Source organism: Nonomuraea sp. NPDC049504 (assembly GCF_040676845.1).
Classification (GTDB): domain Bacteria; phylum Actinomycetota; class Actinomycetes; order Streptosporangiales; family Streptosporangiaceae; genus Nonomuraea; species Nonomuraea salmonea.
In genome coordinates, this window is record NZ_JBFAPT010000003.1 from 64,453 (window position 1) to 84,074 (window position 19,622).

The 19,622-nt window shown below is 72.3% G+C and carries 17 protein-coding genes and 1 pseudogene; 16 read left to right on the plus strand and 2 right to left on the minus strand.

Going from position 1 to position 19,622, the window contains the following annotated elements:
* Positions 1-123: 123 nt before the first annotated feature.
* Both rsmH and AB0K28_RS06770 read left to right on the plus strand, forming a co-directional pair.
* Positions 124-1,089, plus strand: coding sequence for a 16S rRNA (cytosine(1402)-N(4))-methyltransferase RsmH (rsmH, locus tag AB0K28_RS06765; protein ID WP_364366022.1), 966 nt, complete (start codon positions 124-126; stop codon positions 1,087-1,089).
* Positions 1,079-1,963, plus strand: a complete 885-nt coding sequence (locus AB0K28_RS06770; protein WP_364366025.1) for a hypothetical protein — start codon at positions 1,079-1,081, stop codon at positions 1,961-1,963. The genes rsmH and AB0K28_RS06770 overlap by 11 nt, the downstream gene beginning before the upstream one ends.
* Positions 1,964-2,130: 167 nt before the next feature.
* Here the strand turns inward: AB0K28_RS06770 and AB0K28_RS06775 are convergent, their stop codons facing one another.
* Together AB0K28_RS06775 and AB0K28_RS06780 are read right to left on the minus strand one after the other, a co-directional pair.
* A complete protein-coding gene (locus AB0K28_RS06775; protein WP_364366028.1) occupies positions 2,131-2,403 on the minus strand; it encodes a hypothetical protein in 273 nt (90 codons plus the stop codon).
* Positions 2,404-2,421: 18 nt separating this feature from the next.
* A complete protein-coding gene (locus tag AB0K28_RS06780) occupies positions 2,422-2,895 on the minus strand; it encodes a hypothetical protein (RefSeq protein ID WP_364366031.1) in 474 nt (157 codons plus the stop codon).
* Between the two features lie 48 nt (positions 2,896-2,943).
* On the opposite strand from AB0K28_RS06780, the gene AB0K28_RS06785 reads away from it, so the two are divergent.
* The 14 genes and pseudogenes from AB0K28_RS06785 to AB0K28_RS06850 all read left to right on the plus strand — a co-directional run bounded on the left by AB0K28_RS06785 (position 2,944) and on the right by AB0K28_RS06850 (position 19,613).
* Positions 2,944-4,722 (plus strand): penicillin-binding protein 2, encoded by a 1,779-nt coding sequence (locus tag AB0K28_RS06785; RefSeq protein WP_364366033.1) that lies wholly within the window; start codon positions 2,944-2,946, stop codon positions 4,720-4,722.
* Positions 4,723-4,762: 40 nt separating this feature from the next.
* Positions 4,763-6,292, plus strand: coding sequence for a UDP-N-acetylmuramoyl-L-alanyl-D-glutamate--2,6-diaminopimelate ligase (locus AB0K28_RS06790; RefSeq protein ID WP_364366036.1), 1,530 nt, complete (start codon positions 4,763-4,765; stop codon positions 6,290-6,292).
* A pseudogene (gene murF, locus AB0K28_RS06795) lies at positions 6,292-7,518 on the plus strand (UDP-N-acetylmuramoyl-tripeptide--D-alanyl-D-alanine ligase); the annotation flags it as partial. The gene AB0K28_RS06790 and the pseudogene murF, both read left to right, overlap by 1 nt.
* 440 nt (positions 7,519-7,958) lie before the next feature.
* Positions 7,959-9,017 (plus strand): phospho-N-acetylmuramoyl-pentapeptide-transferase, encoded by a 1,059-nt coding sequence (gene mraY / locus AB0K28_RS06800; protein WP_355420670.1) that lies wholly within the window; start codon positions 7,959-7,961, stop codon positions 9,015-9,017.
* Complete coding sequence (murD, locus tag AB0K28_RS06805; protein ID WP_364366039.1) at positions 9,014-10,390, plus strand: UDP-N-acetylmuramoyl-L-alanine--D-glutamate ligase; 1,377 nt, start codon at positions 9,014-9,016, stop codon at positions 10,388-10,390. Before mraY ends, murD begins: the two co-directional genes overlap by 4 nt.
* Positions 10,374-11,663, plus strand: coding sequence for a putative lipid II flippase FtsW (ftsW, locus tag AB0K28_RS06810; protein WP_364366042.1), 1,290 nt, complete (start codon positions 10,374-10,376; stop codon positions 11,661-11,663). The genes murD and ftsW overlap by 17 nt, the downstream gene beginning before the upstream one ends.
* Positions 11,664-11,675: 12 nt before the next feature.
* Positions 11,676-12,755 carry an undecaprenyldiphospho-muramoylpentapeptide beta-N-acetylglucosaminyltransferase gene (murG, locus tag AB0K28_RS06815; protein ID WP_364366045.1) on the plus strand — a complete coding sequence of 360 codons (1,080 nt, stop codon included), beginning with the start codon at positions 11,676-11,678 and terminating at the stop codon, positions 12,753-12,755.
* Positions 12,752-14,149: a UDP-N-acetylmuramate--L-alanine ligase gene (gene murC, locus AB0K28_RS06820; protein ID WP_364366048.1), complete on the plus strand. Its 1,398-nt coding sequence runs from the start codon at positions 12,752-12,754 to the stop codon at positions 14,147-14,149. The genes murG and murC overlap by 4 nt, the downstream gene beginning before the upstream one ends.
* Before the next feature lie 90 nt (positions 14,150-14,239).
* Entirely contained in the window at positions 14,240-14,908 is a 669-nt protein-coding gene (locus AB0K28_RS06825; RefSeq protein ID WP_364366051.1) for an FtsQ-type POTRA domain-containing protein, read from the plus strand.
* A 336-nt stretch (positions 14,909-15,244) separates the two neighbouring features.
* The gene (ftsZ, locus tag AB0K28_RS06830) at positions 15,245-16,795 is read left to right on the plus strand and encodes a cell division protein FtsZ (protein WP_364366054.1); all 1,551 of its coding nucleotides are present in this window, start codon (positions 15,245-15,247) and stop codon (positions 16,793-16,795) included.
* A 126-nt stretch (positions 16,796-16,921) separates the two neighbouring features.
* On the plus strand, positions 16,922-17,614 hold the full coding sequence (locus AB0K28_RS06835; protein ID WP_364366057.1) for a YggS family pyridoxal phosphate-dependent enzyme: 693 nt from the start codon (positions 16,922-16,924) through the stop codon (positions 17,612-17,614).
* Between the two features lie 139 nt (positions 17,615-17,753).
* Entirely contained in the window at positions 17,754-18,254 is a 501-nt protein-coding gene (gene sepF, locus AB0K28_RS06840; RefSeq protein WP_364366060.1) for a cell division protein SepF, read from the plus strand.
* Between the two features lie 80 nt (positions 18,255-18,334).
* Positions 18,335-18,628: a YggT family protein gene (locus tag AB0K28_RS06845; RefSeq protein WP_345401346.1), complete on the plus strand. Its 294-nt coding sequence runs from the start codon at positions 18,335-18,337 to the stop codon at positions 18,626-18,628.
* Between the two features lie 106 nt (positions 18,629-18,734).
* Entirely contained in the window at positions 18,735-19,613 is an 879-nt protein-coding gene (locus AB0K28_RS06850) for a DivIVA domain-containing protein (protein WP_364366063.1), read from the plus strand.
* The last annotated feature ends 9 nt before the right edge of the window (positions 19,614-19,622 follow it).

Here is a 19,622-nt window from a genome sequence, read left to right on the forward strand (position 1 = left end):
CGTCCACGAAGAGGGTGCGGATGGGGACCTGGCCGGGCGGCGCCGGGTGGGGACCCAGGAAGGACCGGCGATCGACCGATGAACGCGTCATCCGCGAGCAAGGACGCGAGAGGGGGGTTGGAGATGGACGACAGCGTCGCCAAGGGCGGTCACGTTCCGGTGATGCTCGAGCGCACACTGGAGCTGCTCGGCCCCGCGCTGTCCGGCCCCGCCCCCGTCGTCGTCGACGCCAACCTCGGCCTCGGCGGCCACTCCGAGGCGCTGCTCGCCGCACATCCCGCGCTGCACCTCATCGGCATCGACCGCGACCCCTTCGCGATCGAACACTCCACCCGCAGGCTGAGCCCCTACGCCGACCGCATCACCCTGGTCCACGCCTCGTCCGCAGACCTGCCCGACGTGCTCGCGCGCGCCGGGCGCAGCACGATCGACGCGGCGCTGTTCGACCTCGGGGTCTCCTCGCCGCAGCTCGACGAGGCCGAGCGCGGGTTCGCCTACTCCTACGACGCGCCGCTCGACATGCGCATGGACACCTCGCAGGAGCTGACGGCGGACGAAGTGGTCAACACCTACTCCGCCGCCGAGCTGACCCGCATCCTGCGCGACTACGGCGAGGAGAGATTCGCTCAGCGTGTCGCGGGCCTGATCATCAGAGAACGTGCCAAAGAGGCAATAACCTCGACGAAGCGGCTCGCGGAGATCGTTCGCGAGGCCATCCCCGCCGCGACCCGGCGCACCGGGGGAAACCCCGCCAAGAGGACTTTCCAGGCGCTGCGCATCGAGGTGAACGCGGAGCTGTCCGCCCTGGAGGCGGCGCTGCCCGCGGCACTCGACGCACTGGCGCTGGGTGGGCGAGTCGTCGTGCTCTCCTACCACTCACTCGAGGACCGGCTCACCAAGCAGGCCCTCACGGCGCGAACCAGGGACACCAGCCCTCCCGGGCTGCCCGTCCCGCTGCCGGCTCACCAGCCGAGGTTCCGCCTGCTGACGAGGGGAGCAGAGCTCCCGAGCGAAGAAGAGCTCGCCCGCAACCCGCGGGCGGCCTCGGCCCGGCTACGGGCGGCAGAGAGGATCCGTGTTGACGACTGAGCAGGAGACCGGCCGGGGGGCTCCCGTCCGCCGCGCGGTGCCCAAGACGGGCACCCGCAGGTCGGCCGTGTCGCAGCAGCCCAAGCCGCGGCCCCGTATCGACACGCGGCCCGAGGCCGGGGGCAAGGGCTCGGCCGCCGAGCGGGCACGCGCGGAGGCCGCCGCCGAACGCGCCCTCCTCGCCGGGCGCGCCGGCGCGCCCGGCGCCGCCCGCGGCAAGGCGCCCGCGCCCGAGCGCGGCAAGCCGGCCCCCGCGCGAGGGGCGGCTCCCACGCGCGGGAAGAGCGCGACCGCCGAGCGGGGCACGCCCGCTCCCGTGCGTGGCAAGGCGCCGGCTCCCGAGCGAGGCACGCCCGCTCCCGTGCGTGGCAAGGCGCCGGCTCCCGAGCGGGGCAAGACCGCGCCCGCACGCGGCAAGGCCGCGGCTCCCGAGCGGGGCACGACCGCCGCTCCTTCGCGGGGCAAGACCGCGGCTCCCGGGAAGGCGCCCGGCACCGAGCGTCCCGAGGCGGCCAAGGGACGCGCACGCGTCAAGGCGCCGGCGGCACGCCCCGCGGGCGGCCGTGGGCCCGCGCGGCGGCAGCGCACGCCGTTCGTGCTGCTCGTCGTCGGCCTGCTCTGTGGCGGCCTGGTGAGCCTGCTGCTGCTCAACACCATGCTCGCCCAGGACACGATCACCGACGCCAAGCTGCGCGAGGAGATCGCGGTGGCCAAGCGCGAGAACGAGAAGATCGACCAGGAATACCAGCTCAAGACCCAGCCGGGGAACATCGCCAAGCTGGCCGAGATGCAGGGCCAGCACACCGACTGGGACGAGGTCAACGCCTACAGCAGCGCCGGTGACCAGGCGAGCCAGGCGGATCCGCAGCGGTGAGGGAAACAGGCGGCAGGGGGCAGGGTCCCGGCCGCGGCGCAGGCGGCGCCGGCTCTCAGGGAGGGCCAGGCGCCGCTCGTCGTACGCCGGGCGGGCCCGGGAGGACGGCACGTCAGGGCGGCGCGTCGCGCGGTGATTCCGGGCGCGACCCGGGGCGCGGGGGCTCCTCAGGCGAGGGGCGTCCGCCGTCGCAGGAGAACCCGCCGCGCCGGCCGCGCGATCGCGACGACCCGCTCGACCTGCCGTTCGGCCGCGAGACCTTCGGCCCGGACGACGGCCGCAACCGCCGCCGCCCCGACCCGGCCGACGACTCGGCCCACGGCGCTGCCCGTGACGCTGCCCGTGACTCTGCCCGTGACGCTGCCCGCGACGGCGACCGTCCCGGCGCCCGCAGGCGTCCCCGCGACGACGAGGACGCGGGCGGCCGCCGCCGTCCGCACGACGACGAGCGCCCTCGGTCACGGGGGGCCCAGGGCCGCGACGACGACCGGCCGCGTGGCCGCAACCCCCGCGACGACGACGATCGGCCGCGTGGGCGCGGTCCCCGCGATGACGACCGGCCGCGTGGCCGGAGCTCCCGTGATGACGATGACCGGCCGCGTGGGCGCGGTCCCCGTGACGATGCCGATCGGCTGCGGGGGCGCGTGCAGGGGCGTGACGACGATCGCGGGCGTGCGGGCGGTCCGTCCGGCGGCCCAGGCGGCCCAGGTGGTCGTGCGGGCGGTTCGGCGGGCAGGCCGGGTCCCGGCGCCGGCGCCAGAGGGGCCGGGCAGGCCGGGGGCAAGACGCGGCGTACCGCCGATGAGGACTCCCGGGGGCGGGGCCAGGACGCGTTGCGGCGTACCCCGTCGGGGAGCCCCAGGCCGGCGGCGGGTGCGCGGCCCGAGGCGGCGCGGGGGCGCGACGGCGCCACGGCCCGGCGCGGCCCGCACCCCGGTTCCCGCAGCGGCGCCGCAGGTGGCTCGCGGGGCGGTGCCGACGTGCCGCCGCCCAGAGGACCGCGGCGCCCGCCGCCGCGCCCGCCGCTCGTGCTGCGGCTGGGCAACCCGCGCAGGCGCATCAACATCGGCCTGATCGGCATGACGTTCGTGCTGTCCATCTTCGCGGGCCGGCTCATCCAGTTGCAGGGCCTCGACTCCAAGGTGTACGAGGCCGCGGCGGCCAAACAGCGCCTGCACACCGTGACGATCCCGGCCAAGCGCGGCGCGATCACCGACGTCAACGGCCACAACCTGGCCGTCACGGTCGAGGCCCGCGAGGTGTCGATCGACCCGACCAAGGTGCCCGAGGCCATCAGGGCGAAGGCGGCCGCGATCCTGGCCCAGCAGCTCGGCAAGAGCGAGCAGGACATCGCCGCCAAGCTCGCCAGGACGGGCACCCACTACCAGCTGCTGGCCAGAGACGTCGACCCGGTCGTCGCCACCCGGCTGATGCAGGCCCGCATCCCGGCGCTCTCGGCGAAGAAGACCTACCGCAGGCTCTACCCGGCGGGCGACCTCGCGGGCAGCCTCATCGGGTTCGTCGGCGACGACGGCACCGGGCTCGGCGGCGTCGAACGTACCCAGAACAAGCTGCTGGCGGGCCGCGACGGCGAGCAGCGCGTCGAGACCGGCCGCGACGGCCAGCAGATCCCGATGACCGCCAGCCAGCAGACGGCGCCCGTGGACGGCAGGAACGTCCGGCTCACCATCGACCGCGACATCCAGTGGGCCGCCCAGAAGTCCATCGCCGAGCAGGTGAAGAAGTCGGGCGCCGACAGCGGCACCGTCATCGTCATGGACGTGCGGACCGCCCAGATCGTCGCCATGGCCAACGCGCCCGAGCTCGACCTGAACAACTGGCGCAAGGCCCCCGCGGAGAGCTTCGTGAACAAGGCCGCCGCCGTCGTGTTCGAGCCGGGCAGCACCAACAAGGTGATCACGGCCGCCGCGGCGCTGGAGGCCAAGGCGGTCACGCCCGACACGGTCTACCAGGTGCCCGACCGCATCAAGTGCGCCGACCAGGTGTTGCGCGACGCCCACAGCCACAAGGTGGAGTCGATGACGTTCCGCCAGGCGATGGCGCAGTCGAGCAACGTGGCCACGGTCATGGCCGCGCGCAAGGTCGGCAGCGAGCGGCTGCACGCCATGCTCAAGGCGTTCGGGTTCGGCACCAGGCCGGGCGGCGGAGTCCCCGGCGCCGAGGCCGGTCTGCTGCCCGACTACAAGAAGTGGTCGGGCAGCCAGAACTGCACGGTCGCCTACGGGCAGGGCGTCTCGGTGACCGCGCTGCAGATGGCCAGCGTCTACCAGACCATCGCCAACGGCGGCGTCAAGATGGATCCGCAGATCGTGGCAGGCACGACCGACGCGTCCGGCAGGTTCGTCCCCGCTCCCGCAGGTAAGCAGACCAGGGTGGTGAGTGAGACGACTGCCAAGGAGATCGCGACCATGCTGGAGAGCGCCGTGGGCGAGGAGGGCACCGGCCAGCTGGCCGCCATCGACGGATATCGGGTGGCGGGCAAGACGGGCACCGCCAACCGCTACGATGCCGAACTCGGCCGTTACGACGGTTACACGGCCTCGTTCGCCGGGTTCGCGCCGGCCGACGACCCCCGCCTGGTGGTGCTGTCGGTGCTGCAGAACCCGAAGAACGGCCACTTCGGCGGGCAGCTCGCGGCCCCCGTCTTCAAGGATGTGATGACGTTCGCCATCAAGAGCAAGAAGATTCCTCCCACAGGCTCCGCCGCCCCGCCGGTGCGGAACCGCGCGGGACAGTGACCAGGGAAGGTACGCTCTCGCCGTGCGTCCCCCGTCGTCTATGCGTCCCACGACCAGCCCGCCCCGCCCGCTGAGCGGGCTCGCGACCATGCTCGATGCCGATTCGGGCACCTCGCGCTCACCGCACGCCGCGCTGACCGGCGTCACCATCGACTCCCGTGAAGTCCGGCGCGGCGACCTCTACGTCGCCCTGCCGGGCAACCGGGTCCACGGCGCCGCGTTCGCCGCGGACGCGATGGCGAGCGGAGCCGTCGCCGTGCTCACCGACCGCGCCGGGCGCGACGCGGCGGTGGCCACCGGGCTGCCCGTGCTCATCGTGCCCGACCCGCGCGCCCTGCTCGGGCAGATCGCGTCCTGGATCTACGGCCAGCCGGCCCACGACATCCAGGTGCTCGGTGTGACCGGCACGAGCGGCAAGTCCACCACCACGTTCATGATCGAGGCGGGCCTGCGGGCCGCGGGTCACCGTACCGGCCTGGTGGGCGGCGTCGAGATCCACGCCGGCGAGCAGCGCTTCCAGCCCAGGCTCACCACGCCGGAGGCGACGGAGCTGCACGGCCTGTTCGGGCTCATGCGCGAGCTGGGCGTCACCGCGGCGGCCATGGAGGTCTCCAGCCACGCGCTCGCGCTCGGCCGGGTCGACGGCGTCTACTACGACGTCGCGCTGTTCACCAACCTGTCGCAGGACCACCTCGACTTCCACAAGGACTTCGAGGACTACTTCATGACCAAGGTCAAGCTGTTCCAGCCCGAGCTGAGCCGCGTCGGGGTGACCAACCTCGACGACCGCTACGGGCGCGAGCTGCTGGGCCTGGCGAAGGTGCCGATGACGACGTTCTCGGCGCTGGGCGATCCCGAGGCCGACTGGCGGGCGGTGGAGACCAGGCTCGGCGCCGACGGCAGCACGTTCCGCGTGGTCGGTCCCGGAGGGGTCGAGGCCGACGCGAGCGTGGCGCTGCCCGGGCCGTACAACGTGGCCAACGCGCTCGGCGCGGTGGTGACGCTCGTCGAGGCCGGCGTGCCGCTCCAGGCGGCCGTGGAGGGCCTCGGCACGCTCGCCGGGGTGCCCGGCCGCATGCAGCGCGTCACGGCCGCGGACGACGAGTTCCAGGCCGTCGTGGACTATTCGCACAAGCCGGGCGCCGTCGAGTCGGTGCTGCGCTCGCTGCGGTCGGTCACGGAGGGGCGGCTGACGATCGTGCTCGGCTGCGGCGGCGACCGCGACAGCGGTAAACGCCCCATCATGGGGGAAATCGCTGCACAACTGGCTGATGTGGCCATCTTCACGAACGACAATCCGCGGTCCGAGGATCCGCTGGCCATCCTCGCGGCGATGATGGAAGGGGCGCTCCGCGTTCCGCAGCACGACCGCGCTCATGTGATCATTGAGCCCGACCGCGCGGCCGCCATCGGCCTGGCGATCGCCCGGGCCGGGCGCGGCGACGTGATCGTCGTAGCGGGCAAGGGTCACGAACAGGGCCAGTACGTTTCAGGCGAGGTGATCCCCTTCGACGACCGCGAAGTGGTCGCCGAAGCGATCGACGCACGCAAGGAAAGCAGGAAGCACTAATGATCCCGTTGCCTCTGGCCAGGATCGCCGAGATGACCTCGGGCGCCCTGTCGGGCATGGCCGATCCCCGCGCGGTGGTGCGCGGGCCCGTCGTGATCGACTCGCGGGCCGTAGAACCGGGATCCCTCTTCGTCGCCATCAAGGGCGCGCGGGTCGACGGTCACGACTTCGCCGCCCAGGCCGTACGCGACGGCGCCGTCGCCGTGCTCGCGAGCCGCCCCGTCGACGCGCCCGCGGTGATCGTCCCCGACGTCGCCGCCGCGCTCGCCGAGCTGGCCGCCGCCCAGGCGCGCACGCTGCCCGAGGTCACCGTCATCGGCGTGACAGGGTCGGCCGGCAAGACCGGCACCAAAGACCTGCTGGCCCGTCTCACCGGGCGGATCGGCGCCACCATCGCGCCCGTCGGCAGCTTCAACAACGAGCTCGGCCACCCGCTGACCGTGCTGCGGGCCGGCCTCGACACCCGCTTCATGGTGCTCGAGCTGGCCGCCCGCAACATCGGCCACATCAAGGACCTCACCCGCATCGCGCCCCCCAAGATCGGCGTCGTGCTCAACGTCGGCACCGCCCACCTCGGCGTGTTCGGCGGCAAGGAGGCCATCGCCAAGGCCAAGGGCGAGCTGGTCGAGGCGCTGCCGCGCGACGGCGTCGCGGTGCTCAACGCCGACGACCCGCTCGTGCGCGGCATGGCCTCGCGCACCGAGGCGCGGGTCACGTACTTCGGGCAGAGCGAGTCCGCCTCGGTCAGGGCCGAGGGCGTGGTGGTCGACGCGCGCGGGCGGGCCTCGTTCACGCTGCGCACCCCGTCGGGGTCGGCGCACGTGGCGCTCAAGCTGATCGGGGCGCACGCCGTCGAGAACGCGCTGGCCGCCGCCGCCGCTGCCTACGAGCTGGGGCTGCCGGTCGCCACGATCGCCGAGGAGCTGTCGGCGGCCACGCCGCGCAGCCGGTGGCGGATGGAGGTCACCGACCGGCCCGACGGGGTGACCGTGGTCAACGACGCCTACAACGCCAACCCCGACTCGATGCGGGCCGCCTTCCAGACGTTCGACGTCATCGGACGCGGGCGGCGGCGCTTCGCCGTCATCGCGGCGCTGCGCGAGCTGGGGGAGGAGAGCGGGGCGCTCAACACCGAGCTGGGCCGCATGGCCGGCGCCGCCGGTCTGGCCGGGCTCATCGTGGCCGGCCCCGATGCCGAGCCCGTCCTCCAGGGGGCGCGCGCCGCCGCCATGGAAACGGCCGCGGCCATGGACTCCCAGAACACCTTCCAGCCCCCCGCCACACTCCCCGGCACCCCCGCCCCGGGCCCCCAGGCCCCGGGCGCTCCCGTCCCCGGTCCCCAGGGCCCTGGCGTTCCCGCCTCCGGCCCGCAGGCCCCGCAAGTGGCCGGGCCCGGGCCGCAGGTTCCTGGGGCCGTTCCCGTGTCTCCTGTGCCCGGTCCCCACGGGCAGGGCGTGCCGGGGTGGCAGGGGCCGCCCGGGGGGCCGCCGCTCGGGCCGCCCGGTGGGTACGGGCAGCCGACGACGGTCGTGCACGTGGCCGACGCCGAGGCGGCGGCGCAGCAGCTCGCCGCGTGGCTGCGGCCCGGTGACGCGGTGCTGATCAAGGGCCCCAGGGCGATGGGCCTCGAGCGGACGGCCGAGCTCGTGCTCGGAGGTGCCCCCCAGTGACCAACATCATCATCGCCGGCGCGGTTGGCCTCATCCTCTCGATGCTGGGCACCCCGCTGGCGATCCGGCTGTTCTCGCGGCGCGGCATCGGCCAGCAGGTCCGCGAGGAGGGCGTGCAGGCCCACCTCGGCAAGCGGGGCACCCCCACCATGGGCGGCACGGTGTTCGTCCTGGCCGCCCTGCTCGCCTACGGCGCCTCCCACCTGGCCACCCTGACCCCCATCACCGTGTCGGGCATGCTGGTGCTGTTCCTGATGACGGGACTCGGCGCGGTCGGCTTCCTCGACGACTTCATCAAGATCTACAAGCAGCGCAGCCTGGGCCTGCGCAGCGGCGCGAAGGCGCTCGGCCAGCTCGTCGTGGGCGCGGTCTTCGCCGTCCTCGTCGTACGCCAGCCCAACGTCTACGGCATCACCCCCGCCGAGACCCGGGTGTCGTTCCTGCGCGACATCGGCCCCTCGATCGGCATCGTCGGGTTCACCATCTGGGTGCTCATCATGATCGTCGGGTTCTCCAACGCGGTGAACCTCACCGACGGCCTCGACGGCCTGGCCAGCGGCGCGACCGGCACGGTGCTGGCGGCGTACGTGCTGATCGGCAACTGGCAGCTGCGCAACAACTGCATCGACCAGCTCGGCCCCAACTGCTACTGGGTGCGAGATCCGCTCGACCTCGCCGTGGTGGCCGCCGCCGTGCTGGGGGCGCTGATCGGGTTCCTGTGGTGGAACGCCCCGCCGGCCCGCATCTTCATGGGCGACACCGGCTCGCTGGCGCTGGGCGGCGTGCTGGCCGGCCTCGCCATCGCCACGCGTACGCAGCTGCTGCTCATCATCCTGGCCGGTCTGTGTGTGATCATCACCCTGTCGGTCATCATCCAGGTCGGGTTCTTCAAGATGACCAGGAAACGGGTGTTCAGGATGGCGCCGTTGCAGCACCACTTCGAGCTCAAGGGCTGGGCGGAGACCACGATCGTGGTCCGCTTCTGGCTGATCGCGATGCTGTGCGCGGCGCTCGGCCTCGGCCTGTTCTACGTCGAGTGGATGCCGCGGCCATGACGCTCACGTGTGTGGCCGGGCTCGGCGTGTCCGGCACCGCCGTGGCCGAGGTGCTGGCCGCGCGGGGCGAGCGGGTCGTGGTGGTCGAGGCGACCGAGGGCGAGCGGCAGCTCGCCGCCGCCGCCGAGCTGGCCGGGGTCGGCGTCGAGACCAGGTTCGGCGAGATGGCGCTGCCCGACGGCGTGACCCGGCTGGTCACCACCGGCTGGCCGCCGCACCACCCCCTCATCGCCGCCGCGCTGAAGGCGGGGGTCGAGGTCGTGGGCGAGGTCGAGCTGGCCTGGCGGCTGCGTCCCGGACAGGCGGCGCCGTGGCTGGCGCTGACCGGCACCAACGGCAAGACCACCGCCGTGCGCATGCTCACCTCGATCCTGCTGGCGGCCGGCCGCAAGGCGCTGGCCGTGGGGAACGTGGGCGTGCCCGTGGTGCGCGCGGTGGGCGAGCCGTACGACGCGCTGGCCGTCGAGCTGTCCAGCTTCCAGCTCCACTGGTCCTCCACGCTGGCCCCGCACGCCGCGGCGGTGCTCAACGTGGCGCCCGACCACCTCGACTGGCACGGCTCCATGGAGGAGTACGCCGCCGCCAAGGGCCGCCTGTTCGAGCGGGCCGGCACGGTGATCTTCAACGCCGACGACCCCGAGGCCACCCGGCTGGCCGCGCCCTATCCCGGCGCGGTCGGTTTCACCCTGCGGGTGCCCAAGCGGGGCGAGATCGGCGTGGTCGAGGACCTGCTGGTGGACCGCGCGTTCGTGGCCGACCCCGTGGAGGCCGCCGAGGAGCTGGCCACGCTCGACGACGTCAAGCCGTTCGCGCCGCACAACGTGGCCAACGCGCTGGCCGCCGCCGCCCTGGCCCGCTCGCTCGGCGTGCCGTCCGAGGCCGTACGCCAGGGGCTGCGCGACTTCGTCCCCGACCCGCACCGGCTCGCCCACGTGGACAGGATCGGCGAGGTCGACTACGTCGACGATTCCAAGGCGACCAACCCGCACGCCGCGGCGGCGGCGCTGGCCTCCTACCCGTCGGTGGTGTGGGTGGCGGGCGGCCTGCTCAAGGGTGCCGACGTGGACGACCTCGTACGCCAGGCCGCCCCGAGGCTGCGCGCCGCGGTGCTGATCGGCGCCGACCGCGCCAGGATCGCCGAAGCCATCGCGCGACACGCGCCGAATGTCCCCCTCGTGGACATCGCGGATCGGGACACTGGTGCGATGGACAAAGTCGTCACCGAAGCGGCCCGGCTGGCCTCGCCAGGCGACACCGTGCTGCTCTCCCCGGCGGGGGCTTCCTTCGACATGTTCGCGAACTATCCGGCGCGGGGGGAGGCCTTCGCGCGTGCCGTACGCGAGCTGAGGGCACGACGTGAGCACGAGCGCTGAGGAGCGGGTGCGGCCGCCGGCCCGCGCCCAGGAGAGCCCGCAGAAGTTCCTGCGCGAGCAGCTCGTCGCGCTCAAGGAGCTGCTCGACAAGCCGCTGACCACCTACTACCTGATCATCATGTGCAGCGCGCTGCTGCTCGCGCTGGGCCTGATGATGGTGCTGTCGGCCTCCAGCATCGAGGCGCTGAACAAGACCGGCAGCCCGTTCTCGTGGTTCATCAAGCAGTCGCTGTCGGCCGCGATCGGCGTGCCGCTGATGTACGCGTGCTCGCGGCTGCCGGTGAAGTTCTTCCGCTGGGCCGGCTACCCGCTGATGGCGCTGTCGATCATCGCGCTGGTCATGGTGCTGTTCATCGGCTCGTCCGAGCTGGGCGCGCAGCGCTGGATCTACATCGGCCCGCTGACCGTGCAGCCGTCGGAGCCGGCCAAGCTCGGTCTCGCGCTATGGGGCGCCGACCTGCTGGCCAGGCGGGCCAGGCAGGGCAGGATCGAGTGGCGGCAGATGCTGATCCCGCTCATGCCGGGCACCGCGATCCTGGCCGTCATGGTCATGCTGGGCAGCGACCTCGGCACCACGCTCGTGCTGTTCATGATCTTCCTGGCGCTGCTGTGGGTGGTGGGGGCGCCGATCAAGCTGTTCGGCGGCATCATGGCGCTCGCGGTCCTGGCCGCTGTCATCATGATCAAGGTGGAGCCGTACCGGATGGCGCGCATCGGCGCCTTCCTCGACCCGTGGGCCGACGCGCAGGGCGCCGGCTACCAGGCCGTGCAGGGGCAGATCGCGATGGGCTCCGGCGGCTGGTTCGGCGTCGGCCTGGGCGAGAGCAGGCAGAAGTGGAGCTGGCTGCCCCACGGCGAGAGCGACTTCATCTTCGCCATCCTCGGCGAGGAGCTGGGGCTGATGGGGACGCTGATCGTGGTCGCGCTGTTCGGCCTGCTCGGCTACGCGGGGCTGCGCGTGGCCGTGCGCGTCAACGACGCCTTCACCAGGCTCGCCGCGGCCGCCATGGTGGCCTGGGTGGTGGGCCAGGCGACCGTCAACATGGGGGCCGTGCTGGGCGTGCTGCCGATCACCGGCATCCCCTTGCCGCTGGTCTCGTACGGCGGCTCGTCCCTGCTGCCCACCCTCGCCGCGCTCGGCATGCTGCTGTCGTTCGCGCGGCGCGAGCCCGGCGCGCGCGAGGCCTTGGCGGCACGTGGCCCCGGACCCGCCGCCCGGGCCCTAAGCTGGCTGGGCCTGCGGCGTACGACCAGAGGCCGAGCGACACGTTAGGGAGTGACCGAGATGAGGGTGGTCCTCGCCGGTGGGGGGACGGCCGGGCACATCGAGCCCGCGCTCGCCCTTGCGGACGCGCTGCGCCATCTTGACGCGAGCGTCGGCATCACCTGCGTGGGCACGGAGCGCGGCTTGGAGACGCGGCTCGTGCCTGCCCGGGGATACGAGCTGGAGCTGGTGCCCGCCGTGCCCCTGCCAAGGACGATCACCCCGAGCCTGCTCACGGTGCCGGGCCGGCTCGCGGGGGCGATCAACGCCACGGCGAGCATCCTCGACCGGGTGCGGGCCGACGTCCTGGTGGGCTTCGGCGGCTACGTCGCCACGCCCGCCTACCTGGCGGCCAAGCGGCGCGGCCTGCCGATCGTCGTCCACGAGGCCAATCCGCGTCCAGGGCTGGCCAACCGCCTGGGCGCCCGGCTGACCGAACACGTCTTCACCGGCTTCCCCGACGCCCAGCTGCTGCCCAAGGCCGAATACGTCGGCACCCCGCTGCGCCGCGACATCGTCTCGCTCGACCGGCTGTCCATGGGTGACAAGGCGCGCTCGTGGTTCGGGCTGGAGAACGACCGGCCGACGCTGCTGGTGTTCGGCGGCTCGCAGGGCGCGCGCTCGATCAACCAGGCGGCGCTGGCCGCCGCCCCCGCGCTGCGCAGGGCGGGGGTGCAGGTGCTCCACGTGCTGGGCCCGAAGAACACGGTCGAGCACGAGCCGCCGCCCGGCGACCCGCAATACGTCCTGCTGCCCTACGTCGACCGCATGGACCTCGCCTACGCCGCCGCCGACGTCGCCCTGTGCCGCAGCGGCGCGCTCACGTGCGCCGAGCTGACCGCGGTGGGGCTGCCCGCCGCCTACGTGCCGCTGCCGCACGGCAACGGCGAGCAGCGCATCAACGCCGAGCGGATCGTGGCGGGCGGCGGCGGCCTGGTGGTCGACGACGCCGAGCTGTCCGCCGAATGGATCATCAACCACGTGCTGCCCATGCTCCACGACCCCGAGCGGGTCGCCGTCATGTCGGAGAACGCCTCCAGACTCGGGAGCAAGGACGCCGATATCATGCTTGCCAGGAAAGTGTTGGAGATAGCCGGATGAGTCTCGTGAAGCTGGTCGATCCCGTCGCCGTCGAAGAGTTGGGGCGCGTGCACTTCATCGGCATCGGCGGCGCCGGCATGTCGGGCATCGCCCGCATCCTGCTCAAGCGCGGCGTACGCGTGACCGGCAGCGACGCGCGCAGCTCCGAGCTGATCACCGAGCTGCGCGAGCTGGGCGCCACCGTCCACATCGGCCACGCCGCCTCCCACATCAGAGACGTCGACACCGTGGTCGTCTCCACCGCCATCCGCGACTCCAACCCCGAGCTGGGCGAGGCGCTCAAGCAGGGGCTGCGCATCATCCCGCGGGCCGCCGCGCTGGCCTCCGTCATGGCCGGGCGCACCGCGGTCGCCATCGCCGGCACCCACGGCAAGACCACCACCACCTCCATGCTCACGGTGGCGCTGCAGAAGTGCGGCGCCGACCCGTCCTACTGCGTGGGCGGCCAGCTCGTCACCACCGGCCTCGGCGCCGACGACGGCCAGGGCGGGGTGTTCGTGGCCGAGGCGGACGAGAGCGACGGCTCCTTCCTCATGCTCGCCCCCGACATCGCCGTGGTCACCAATGTCGAGGCCGACCACCTCGACAACTACGGCGACCCGCGGGCGGTGCACGACAGCTTCGCGCGCTTCGCCGACCGGGTCGGCTCGCTGCTCATCCTGTGCGCCGACGACCCGGGGGCGGCCGAGCTGACGCGCCGGGCCGCCGAGCGTGGGCTGCGGGTCAAGACGTACGGGCTGCGCGGCGACGACTACCGCGTGGGCGAGGTCAGGCCCGACGGTTTCGGCACCGTGTTCTCCATCGAGGGCAGGGGAGAGGTCAGGCTGGCCGTTCCCGGGGCCCACAACGCGCTCAACGCCACCGCGGTGATCGCCGTGGCCGACGAGCTGGGGCTGCCGTTCGAAGAGATCAGAGAGGGCCTGGGCGCCTTCACGGGGGCCAAGCGGCGCTTCGAGGCCAAGGGCGAGGCGGGCGGCGTCGCGGTCTTCGACAGCTACGCCCACCACCCGACCGAGCTGGCCGCCGACCTGCGGGCCGCGCGCGACGTGGTGGCCTCCTACTCCGGCACCGGCCGGGTCATCGCGATCTTCCAGCCCCACCTCTACTCGCGCACCCGGTTCTTCGCCGACGAGTTCGGCGCCGCGCTGGGCCTGGCCGACGAGGCCATCGTGCTCGACGTCTACGGCGCCAGGGAGGACCCTGAGCCCGGGGTGTCCGGCGCCATGGTGGCGGAGCGGGTGCCGCTGCCGGCCGGGCGGGTGGCGTACGCGCCCGACAGGTCGGCCGTGCCCGGGCTGGTGGCCGAGCGGGCGCGGCCCGGCGACATCGTGCTGACGATGGGCGCGGGCGACGTCACCGAGCTGGGGCCGCAGATCGTCGCCCGCCTGTCCTGAGCGTCCGCGCTTTGGGCGTGGCGCGCGGGCCGCACGCCGCCGTCGGCGTAGGTTCGGTGCCGACATGAGCCGCATGTACGTGGGAGGGCGATGAAGGCGCGCACGGCGTTCCTGGTGCTGCTGACGGCGGGAGTGGTGGGCACGGCCGCGTGGCTGGTGTTCTTCTCGCCGGTGCTGGGGGTGCGCTCGATCGAGATCGTGGGAAATCTCACAGTGCCGAGCGAGCGCATCAAGCAGCAGGCGGGCGTGCCCGACCTGCATCCCCTGGCCACCGTGAACCTCGCCGACGTCGAGGGCCGCGTCCTCGGCATCAGGCAGCTCGCCTCCGCCAAGGTCGACCGGGTCTGGCCGGGCACGCTCAAGATCGAGGTGGTCGAGCGCGAGCCGGTCGCGGCGATCGAGACCGGCGGCAAGGTGGCGATCGTCGACGGGCAGGGCGTGGTGATCGAGGTCGAGTCGGCCGTGCCGCCCCTGTTGCCGGTGCTCAAGGTCGACCGTCCCGTTCCCGGCGATCCGGTCATGACGGCGGCGCTCAAGGTCGTGCGCGCGGTGCCGCCCGAGGTCGCGGGCAAGGTCAGGCAGGTGCGCGCGGGCACGGCCGAGGGCGTCACGCTGGCGCTGTCCGACGGGCGGACGGTGCTCTGGGGCGGGCCCGACCGTCCCGAGGAGAAGGGCCGCATCCTGGCCTCGCTTCTCAAAAAGGAACGATCCGCCACCTTCTACGACGTCAGCTCCCCGGACGTGGTGACGCTGAAGTGATCGTGATCGTCAGGGCCCGGCAAGTCCGTGGCAACGGCATCGCCGAGCCTGTGCCGGGCGGGGCCCGCGACATGAGAGCCTGTAAGCCGGACTTTCGGCATAGGAGGCTCGCCACCAGGCGTGACTGCGGAGCGAAACGGACAGCGCGCGACACGCCGGACGTGCTTGCGGCGCGGTTAGTTGACCGGCCCGGAGCGTAACTCCTACTGTCCGTATCAATCCTCAGGTTGACATAAATCTAAATCTCAACCTGAGGTTGAGAGTTACCCGAACTGACAAAAAGCGGAGACAATCCGCACCGAAATGGCAAGTCAACGAGCGGAAAGGCCCCTCGTCGTGGCAGCACCGCAGAACTACCTCGCGGTCATCAAGGTCGTCGGCATCGGCGGCGGCGGAGTCAACGCCGTCAACCGGATGATCGAGGAGGGACTCAAGGGCGTCGAGTTCATCGCGATAAACACCGACGCCCAGGCGCTGCTGATGAGTGACGCCGATGTGAAACTCGACGTGGGCCGCGAGCTCACGCGCGGGCTCGGCGCCGGCGCCAACCCCGATGTCGGCCGCAAGGCGGCCGAGGACCACCGTGAGGAGATCGAGGAGGTCCTCAAGGGGGCCGACATGGTCTTCGTGACGGCGGGCGAGGGTGGCGGCACCGGCACGGGCGGCGCGCCCGTCGTGGCCAACATCGCGAGGTCGCTCGGCGCGCTCACCATCGGCGTCGTGACCCGTCCGTTCAGCTTTGAGGGACGACGCAGGGCATCGCAGGCCGAAGCGGGCATCGAGACGCTGCGTGACGAGGTCGACACGCTCATCGTGATCCCCAACGACCGGTTGCTGTCGATCTCCGACCGGCAGGTCAGCGTCCTCGACGCCTTCAAGGCGGCGGACCAGGTGCTGCTCTCCGGTGTCCAGGGCATCACCGACCTGATCACCACGCCCGGTCTGATCAACCTCGACTTCGCCGACGTCAAGTCGGTCATGTCGGGCGCCGGCTCGGCCCTCATGGGCATCGGCCACGCCCGCGGCGACGACCGCTCGGTGGCCGCCGCCGAGATGGCCGTCTCCAGCCCGCTGCTCGAGGCCAGCATCGACGGCGCGCACGGCGTGCTGCTGTCCATCGCGGGCGGCTCCGACCTCGGCCTGTTCGAGATCAACGAGGCCGCCCAGCTCGTGTCGATGGCCGCGGCGCCCGACGCCAACATCATCTTCGGCACGGTCATCGACGACGCGCTCGGCGACGAGGTGCGGGTCACCGTGATCGCGGCCGGCTTCGACGACGTGCCGGGCCCGACGGAGAAGCAGGCGCCCCGGCCGGCGGGCCGTCCCGCCGCGCCTCCCGCGCCTCCCGTGTCGTCGCCTGCGCGGCCGAACGTGGCCTCCCCGAGCATCAAGTCCGACCCGCCGCCGTTGCGGGCTGAGCCGCGCGCTGAGGTGCGTCCTGAGCCCCGTACGGACTTCCGGCCCGAGCCGCGTCCCGAGATCAGGCCCGAGCCGCGCGCCGAGGCGAGACCTGAGCCGCGTCCCGAGCCTCGCGTCGAGCCGCGCGTCGAATCCCGGCCCGAGCCGCGCTCGGAGTTCCGGCCCGAGCCGCGCTCGGAGTTCCGTCCTGAGCCGCGCGCCGAGTCGAGGCCGGAGCCGGTGCGGCCGGTCGAGCCGGTGCACGACCAGGGGCCCGAGCGTTCGGGTTCAGGCGATCGCGACGACAGGTCCGAGCTGGGAGAGTCCGCCGACGGGCCGTCCGGCCCCGTCTCGATCCCCCGGCCCACGCCCGAGCCCGCCAACCCGCCCACGCCCATCACCTCCCGCATGTCGGAGCCCCCCAAACGTCCCCGGGTGATCTTCGAGGAGCAGGAAGAGGAACTCGACGTTCCCGACTTCCTCAAATAGCCGGTAGCCACGTTGTCCCGCCTGACGCCGCTCCCCGCAGGGATCCGGGAGCGGCGCCGTCGTGCGTACGGTGGCGGGAACGCGCCAAAAGCCGGTCACCTGGTGAAAGCGAAGAGGGAGAGGCACGTGAGAAGGGACGAGATCGCGGCCGGTCTCGCCGAGGTCGACGAGCGCATCACCGCGGCGTGCCACGCCGTGGGCCGCGACCGCAGCGAGGTCACGCTGATCGCCGTCACCAAGACCAGGCCCGCCGGCGACGTCCGCATCCTGGCCGAGCTGGGCGTGCGCGACGTCGGCGAGAACCGCGACCAGGAGGCCGCCCCGAAGGCCCGCGAGCTCGCGGGGCTGCCGCTGACCTGGCACTTCGTCGGCCAGCTGCAGACCAACAAGGTCCGCTCCGTGGTCGGCTACGCCGACGTGATCCACTCCGTCGACCGGCTCAGGCTGGTGGAGGCGATCAGCAAGGAGGCCGTCCGCCAGGGCCGCGAGATCACCTGCCTGCTGCAGGTGGCGCTCGACGACGACCCGGGCAGGGGCGGCGCCAGGCCCGCCGACCTGCTCGCGCTCGCCGACGAGGTGGCGCTGGCCGGCGGGGTGCGGCTGGGCGGCGTCATGGCCGTGGCGCCGCTGGACGAAGAGCCCGCCAAGGCCTTCGCCAGGCTCCGCGACCTCGCGGTGGCGCTGCAGGAGCAGCACCCCCGCGCGACCATGGTCTCGGCGGGCATGAGCGCCGACCTCGCCGAGGCGATCGCGTACGGCGCGACACACGTGCGGGTCGGTACGGCGTTGCTCGGTCGTCGCAAGCCCTTCGTCAGGTAATGTCCCCTCAAGTGGGTCTTCAGGCCCATGATCAAGTAGAGGTCGAGTCAGCGGTGAGCTCCAGGGGGTACGCCTACCGCCTCAGGGCACGGCGACGGGCCCGAGCGAGTGCGACCATGAGCAGGAGGACGACGTAGCGATGGCCGGCGCGATGCGCAAGATGGCGGTCTACCTCGGTCTCGTGGAGGACGACCGCTACGAGAGGTACGAGACCTACACCGACGACTACGCCTACGACGACGAGGTGCAGCGGCCCGGCGAGGAGCGTCCCGTGGCGGTCCAGGACCGCGACGACGAGCCCGAGGCGGGGGTCCCTGCACCCAGGCCCACGACCACCATCGTGGAGCGCCGCACGACCGATCTGGCCCGCATCACCACCCTGCACCCCCGCACCTACAATGAGGCGCGTACGATCGGCGAGCACTTCCGTGACGGCACCCCCGTCATCATGAACCTGACCGAGATGGTCGACAGCGACGCCAAGCGGCTGGTTGATTTCGCGGCAGGTCTCGTCTTTGGCCTACATGGCAGCATTGAACGTGTTACCAACAAGGTGTTCCTGTTGTCCCCTGCCAATGTCGAGGTGACCGCCGAGGACAAGGCTCGAATCGCGGAACGCGGGTTCTTCAATCAGAGTTAGAGTCTCTGTATGCCTATCGGACCCAACCAGGTCTACCCCAAGACCTGGAGGCACATCAGAAGTGGAGGCGCGGCCGGGCCGTGGAGATCGTGAGTGGGATCTTGGTCGTAGTCCTGTCTCTCTATTTGGTGCTGCTCATCGGCAGGATGATCTTTGAGACGGTGCAGGCGTTCGCCCGGCAGTGGCGTCCCTCCGGAGTGGTGCTCGTCGTGGCGGAGGCCACGTACACCGCAACTGACCCACCCCTCAAGTTCCTCCGCCGTTTCATTCCTCCGCTCCGGTTGGGTACGGTGGCCTTTGACCTAAGCTTCACTGTCCTGTTCATCGTGGTTCTGATCTTGATTCAGATCGCCGGGGCCCTCGGCCCACGATGAGCGGGGCCCGTGGGGCCGCCGGTCGTGATCCAACTCGTGTCCGCGCTGAAGTGATTCGGGTTACCGTCCTCCGGACAGACTCCAAGCGCGCCAAGGAGACCAAAAAATGCCGCTGACGCCCGCTGATGTGCGGAACAAGCAGTTCAGTACCACCCGGCTCCGGCCGGGCTACGACGAGGAGGAGGTCGATGCCTTCCTCGACGAGGTGGAGGCTGAGCTCGACCGCCTGATCCAAGAGAACGAGGAGCTCCGCGCGAAGCTGGCCGAGTGCCTGCGCGGGAAGGTGCCTGGCGGCATGAACATGCCCATGGCCTCGGCGCCGGTCCAGGAGCAGCCCAAGCCCGAGATGATGCAGCCGCCGCAGCCGGAGCCCATGCGGGCCCCCGAGCCGCCGCCGGTGCAGCAGCAGCCGCAGGTTCCCGTGGCCATGAGCATGCCTCCCGCCGAGGACAACATGGACACCGCGGCCCGCGTGCTCGCCCTCGCCCAGCAGACCGCCGACCAGGCGATCGCCGACGCCCGCCGGGAGGCGGACGAGACGGTGACCCGCGCCAGGCGCGAGGCCGACGAGATCCTCACCAAGGCGCGCCGCCAGGCCGAGCAGGTCATCGGCGACGCCAGGGCCCGCGCCGAGACGCTCGAGCGCGACGCCCAGGAGCGCCACCGCCAGGCGATGGGCTCGCTCGTGCAGACCCGCGACGAGCTCGAGCGCAAGGTCGAGGAGCTGCGCAGCTTCGAGCGCGAATACCGCAGCAGGCTCAAGCTCTACCTGGAGAACCAGCTCGCCGAGCTCAACGTCTCCGCCGAAGGCAGCGGCGGGTTCCCCGTGCTGTCCGGTGGTCCGCAGGGCCAGGCACCCGCCATGTCGCACGCCGTGCCCCAGGGCGGCCAGCAGCCTCTCCCCGGAGGCCCCGGCCCGTTCGGCGGCGACGCTCCGCAGGGCGCTTTCCCCGGCGGTGACGGTCCCCACAACGACCGGCGGTAAAGTAACGGG

What these genes read in the sequence shown, in the direction of transcription:
- murG (WP_364366045.1), top strand. Translation starts at nt 11,676, where the DNA reads ATGAGGGTGGTCCTCGCCGGTGGGGGGACGGCCGGGCACATCGAGCCC.
- rsmH (WP_364366022.1), top strand. Translation starts at nt 124, where the DNA reads ATGGACGACAGCGTCGCCAAGGGCGGTCACGTTCCGGTGATGCTCGAG.
- murD (WP_364366039.1), top strand. Translation starts at nt 9,014, where the DNA reads ATGACGCTCACGTGTGTGGCCGGGCTCGGCGTGTCCGGCACCGCCGTG.
- AB0K28_RS06825 (WP_364366051.1), top strand. Translation starts at nt 14,240, where the DNA reads ATGAAGGCGCGCACGGCGTTCCTGGTGCTGCTGACGGCGGGAGTGGTG.
- AB0K28_RS06850 (WP_364366063.1), top strand. Translation starts at nt 18,735, where the DNA reads ATGCCGCTGACGCCCGCTGATGTGCGGAACAAGCAGTTCAGTACCACC.
- sepF (WP_364366060.1), top strand. Translation starts at nt 17,754, where the DNA reads ATGGCCGGCGCGATGCGCAAGATGGCGGTCTACCTCGGTCTCGTGGAG.
- AB0K28_RS06790 (WP_364366036.1), top strand. Translation starts at nt 4,763, where the DNA reads ATGCGTCCCACGACCAGCCCGCCCCGCCCGCTGAGCGGGCTCGCGACC.
- murC (WP_364366048.1), top strand. Translation starts at nt 12,752, where the DNA reads ATGAGTCTCGTGAAGCTGGTCGATCCCGTCGCCGTCGAAGAGTTGGGG.